Annotated in this window: 5 protein-coding genes; 3 read left to right on the top strand and 2 right to left on the bottom strand. The window is 73.1% G+C overall.

All coding sequences use genetic code 11. The features are described from left to right. Positions 1–133: 133 nt before the first annotated feature. The gene (locus RH94_RS08040; protein WP_073946942.1) at positions 134–466 is read left to right on the top strand and encodes a cupin domain-containing protein; all 333 of its coding nucleotides are present in this window, start codon (positions 134–136) and stop codon (positions 464–466) included. A gap of 128 nt (positions 467–594) precedes the next feature. Continuing rightward, on the top strand, positions 595–1,902 hold the full coding sequence (locus RH94_RS08035) for a PP2C family protein-serine/threonine phosphatase (RefSeq protein WP_073946941.1): 1,308 nt from the start codon (positions 595–597) through the stop codon (positions 1,900–1,902). Between the two features lie 37 nt (positions 1,903–1,939). Here the strand turns inward: RH94_RS08035 and RH94_RS08030 are convergent, their stop codons facing one another. Further along, positions 1,940–2,959, bottom strand: a complete 1,020-nt coding sequence (locus RH94_RS08030) for a YihY/virulence factor BrkB family protein (RefSeq protein WP_073946940.1) — start codon at positions 2,957–2,959, stop codon at positions 1,940–1,942. Positions 2,960–3,121: 162 nt separating this feature from the next. Here RH94_RS08030 and RH94_RS08025 point away from each other — a divergent pair, with 162 nt between their 5' ends. Next, positions 3,122–3,922: an SDR family NAD(P)-dependent oxidoreductase gene (locus RH94_RS08025; protein WP_073946939.1), complete on the top strand. Its 801-nt coding sequence runs from the start codon at positions 3,122–3,124 to the stop codon at positions 3,920–3,922. A gap of 47 nt (positions 3,923–3,969) precedes the next feature. On the opposite strand, the gene RH94_RS08020 is transcribed toward RH94_RS08025, so the two are convergent. Next, positions 3,970–4,363: MSMEG_6728 family protein (locus RH94_RS08020; RefSeq protein WP_234425615.1), on the bottom strand; the 394-nt coding region annotated here is incomplete at its 5' end.

Genomic DNA, 4,363 nt, shown 5'->3' with positions numbered 1-4,363 from the left:
AGGAGCGGCGGCCGTGACCGCCGGGCACGGCGCGACGATCCGGCCGGACGGCGCACGCCCGGGAACGGTGGCGCACCGGCGTACCCTGCTGAACTGACCTGCTCGGCAACCCTGGTGAGGAAGAGTCACAGCGATGCAGAAGATCTCTCTCGACGCCCGTGCGCGCGAACACCTCGAACGGGCCGCGGAGTCCTCGGCCGGCCGCAGCGCGGAGACCGTCTACGGCGGTCATGAACACACCCTGCGCCAGACTCTCATCACCCTGCGCGCCGGCACGGCTCTGACCGAGCACGACAACCCCGGTGAGGCGACCGTGCTGGTGCTGCGCGGACGGGTACGGCTGCACAGCGGCGACACCTCCTGGGAGGGCACGGCGGGCGATCTGCTCGTCGTGCCCCAGGCCCGGCACGGCCTGGAGGCCGTCGAGGACGCCGCGGCCCTGCTCACGGTCGTCAAGAGGCCCTGACGCCGTCCCCCGGTCGGCGTAGGGTGGCCCTGCCGGGGTCCGGGCGGTGGCCGGGCGTCGGCCCTGCCGGGAGGTGCCCCATGTCGGACGATCCGCGGTGGCCGCAATCGCAGGAGACCGCCGGGCGTGTGACCGCCGCGCCCGGGGAGGACGGCCGGCCGCCGGGCGTCGACGCCTTCGAGGAGCTCAGCGCCCGGGTACGGCAGCTTTCCCTGGAGCGGCGTCGGCTGCACCGCCTGCTTCAGGCGGTGGTGGCCATCAGCATCGACATGGACACCCGCGCCGTCCTGCGGCACCTGGTGGAGGCGGGCGCCGACCTCATCGGCGCGCACTACGGCGCCCTGGGCGTGCTCGGGGAGAACGGCGAGTTCATCGACCTGATCACCACCGGGGTCGACGCCGAGCGGCTGATGGCCGAGTCCGGTCTCCCGCAGAGCCACGGGCTGCTGGGCCAGCTGATCGTACGGCGCGAGCCCCTGCGGGTCGACAACATCCGCGCGGACCCCCGCGCGGTCGGCTTCCCGCCCGGCCACCCGGTCATGACCAGCCTGCTGGGAGTCCCCCTGAGGGTGCGCGGCGTCGTGTACGGCGACCTCTACCTGGCCGACAAGGAGGACGGAACGCCCTTCACCGAGGCCGACGAGGCCCTGCTGACCGCGCTGGCCAGCGCCGCGAGCGTCAGCATCGAGAACGCCCGCCTGTACGGGCAGCTGAAGCGGGCCGCCGAGCAGTTCCAGCGCCGTCTGCTGCCGGTGCTGCCCGACCTGTCGCCCCTGCGGGTGGAGGCCCGCTACGAGCCCGCGTCCGACCTTCCCCGGCTCGGCGGGGACTGGTACGACGCCGTCGGCCTCCCCGACGGAACGGTTCTGGTCGTCGTCGGCGACGTGACCGGCCACGACGTGGAGGCGGCCCCGCAGATGGGGCAGATCCGCAACATGCTGCGGGTCCTGGCCTTCGACCGGTGCGGGCCGCCCAGCCTGATCGTGGACCGGCTCGACCGGGCGCTGACCGCGTTCGGCGACCCGCCCGCGGCCACGCTGCTCCTGGCCCGCATCGAACAGCGGCCGGGCGCCGGGCACGCCATGTGCTGGACCAACGCCGGGCACCCGCCGCCGCTGCTGGTCACCGCCGACGGCACCGTCCACTGCCTGGCTCCCGAGGCGCACGGCATCCCGGTCGGCGTCGATCCGGCCCTGCCCCGCCCCGACCACGTCCGCCTGCTCCCGCCGGAGAGCACCCTGCTGCTGTACACCGACGGTCTGATCGAGCGCCGTGACCGGGACATCGACACCGGCCTGCGGGACCTGGCCGACCATGCCGCCGCCCTGGCCACCGCCCCCCTGGACCTGCTGTGCGACGCGCTGATCGGCCGTCGGCGCGCGTACGACGACGATGTCGCCCTGCTGGCCCTTCGCGTGCCCCGCCGGCCGGCCTGAGGACGCCTGCCGGCCTCACGCCTCACTCCCTCATCCCCTACTGCTCGTGCTGTCCGTCCTTCTGTCCGTCCTTGTCGGCGTGCGGGGGCGGGTCGAAGTGCACGGTGATCTTCTCGAAGCCCTTGAAGGACTCCGTGGCGGCGTAGGACCGGTAGGCCCGCTGGTCGCCGGGGCTGAGGTGGACGCGGTCGGTGAACGGACTCAGCAGGCTGCGCGGCCACAGCCGCATGCACCGCACCGCGCTGATCTCCGCCGTGACGAGGTACACCAGCGCACCGAGGTAGATCCAGGCCAGCAGACCGAGCACGATGCCGAACAGGCCGTACGTCGCCGTGGTGCCCCTCAGCACATGGCTGACGTAGTACGAGCCGCCCCACTGCAGCACCTGCCAGGCGCAGGCACCGCCGAGCGCCGTGCCGTACAGCAGGCGCAACGGCAGTCTGCGCCGGGTCAGCAGGCGGTAACTGACGAGCAGCAGCGTCGCGTTCAGCAGCACTGCCAGGACCACGGCGGCGACGCGGACGCCGACGGCCAGCCGGGTGCCGAACACGCTGGCCGCCGACTCCGCGATGGACAGCGCCGTGGTGACGCACAGGCCGACCGCGAGCACCAGCAGGAACTTCAGGCCCTTCAGCCGCGAGCGCAGCGGGTCGGGGCGGGCGTGCCGCGGCACGGCGAAGATCTTGTTCAGGGCGTGCTGGGCGGCCTGTGCGATGCCCAGTGCTCCGTAGAGACTGCCGATCACACCCACCGCGACCGCGACACCGCTGCCGTGGAAGGAGTGGATGTTGTGGCCGAGCTGGTCGCCGATCACCGGGAACTCGCCCAGGGCCGAGTTGAGCACCGCGTGCTGCAGGTGGGGGTCGCCGTGGAGGACGGAGCCGAGGACCGCGACGAGGATGAGCAGCAGTGGGAACAGGGACAGGAAGCCGTAGTAGGCCAGCAGCGCGGCCAGGTAGACGGCCTGGTCGTCGAAGAACTTGTACGCCACGGCCAGCGGGAAGCCCGCCCAGCGGTGCCGTCGCTGATAACCATCCAGCCGGGCCAGCACTCCCATGCGCTCTCCCACACCGTCGGCCGTGTGGTCCGTCCGCGCCGGACCACACCTCTTCCCGGTGCCCTGGCCAGGGTGTTTCATGCCGGATGCCCGGCCGCGGACGGGCCGCGGACGGCCGTGGAAGGGAGGGTTGGCACCGGTGTGCGCGGTTACTCCGTCCCCATGAACGACAACAGGCCGCTCGCCCTGGTGACCGGGGCCTCGAGCGGAATCGGGTACGAACTCGCCAAGCAGTTCGCCGAGCACGGCTACGACCTGCTGATCAACGCCGAGGACGAGCGTCTCGACGAGGCGGCGCGGCACCTGCGGGAGACGGGCGCCGAGGTACGGGCGGTGCGTGCGGACCTCAGGGACCCGGCGGGCGTGGACCACCTGGTCGCCAGTACCACGGGGCTCCACGTGGACGTGGCCGCCCTCAACGCCGGCGTGGGCCGGGGCGGCGCCTTCGTCGACACCGACCTGTCCGACGACATGTCCGTCATCGACCTGAACGTCGCCTCCACGGTCCGGCTCGCCAAGCCCCTGCTGCGGGAGATGGTGGAGCGCGACGAGGGGAACCTGGTGTTCACCTCCTCCGTCGCCGCGATGATGCCGGGCCCCTTCCAGGCGGTCTACAACGCCTCGAAATCCTTCGTGCAGTCCTTCGCCGAGGCCCTGCGGAACGAGGTGAAGGACACCGGCGTGACGGTCACCGCCTTCCTGCCCGGGCCGACCGACACGGACTTCTTCCGACGCGCCGGCATGGGCGACACCAAGATCGGCAGCAATGAGAAGGACGACCCCGCCCAGGTCGCCGCGCAGGCGTTCGACGCGGTGACGAAGGGCCGCAAGAAGGCGGTCACCGGCTCGCTGAAGACCAAGGCGCAGGGAGTGGCCGACAGGGTGCTGCCCGACAGCGCCAAGGCCGCCGCCCACCGCAGGATGGCGGAGCCGGGCACGGGCGACGACGGCGGACAGCGGTAGACCGCGGGCCCGGCCCACCGCCGGGGCCCCTCCCCCGGGCCCGTCCGTCACCCCGCCGGCGGACGGGCCCGGTTCACGGCCCGCTCGCGGTCCGACGCGGGCCAGACGTACGGCAGGTCGTCCGGCACCCCGGGGAACAGCGGGGCGTACCGGTCCGGGTCCTTGCGCACCAGCGCCGAGCGGTGGCTGCGGTGCAGGGCCTCGTCGCCGAGCCAGGGCGGCAGCTCGCCGGCGGCCGCCAGCTCGGCCTGGCCGCGCACCACTGCGCCGGGGCGGGCCGCGGCGAGACCGGCGACGAGCGTGGCCGCGCAGCCGTCCTGATGGCCGTACTCCCGCCAGACCCGGCAGACGTCCAGCCCGTACCGCACCAGCGCCTCCTCGTAGCCGGCCCACATGCGTACGGCCGGATGCCGGCGCCAGCCGTAGCCGGGGACCGTCAGG

The organism is Streptomyces kebangsaanensis, assembly GCF_001906585.1.
GTDB lineage: Bacteria > Actinomycetota > Actinomycetes > Streptomycetales > Streptomycetaceae > Streptomyces > Streptomyces kebangsaanensis.
Note: the sequence above shows the minus strand (reverse complement) of the source record. Positions and strands in the feature narration are given on the sequence as shown.

Excerpts from the sequence above, each read along its gene's own strand:
- RH94_RS08040 (WP_073946942.1), top strand. The coding sequence starts at position 134 with ATGCAGAAGATCTCTCTCGACGCCCGTGCGCGCGAACACCTCGAACGG.
- RH94_RS08025 (WP_073946939.1), top strand. The coding sequence starts at position 3,122 with ATGAACGACAACAGGCCGCTCGCCCTGGTGACCGGGGCCTCGAGCGGA.
- RH94_RS08030 (WP_073946940.1), bottom strand. The coding sequence starts at position 2,959 with ATGGGAGTGCTGGCCCGGCTGGATGGTTATCAGCGACGGCACCGCTGG.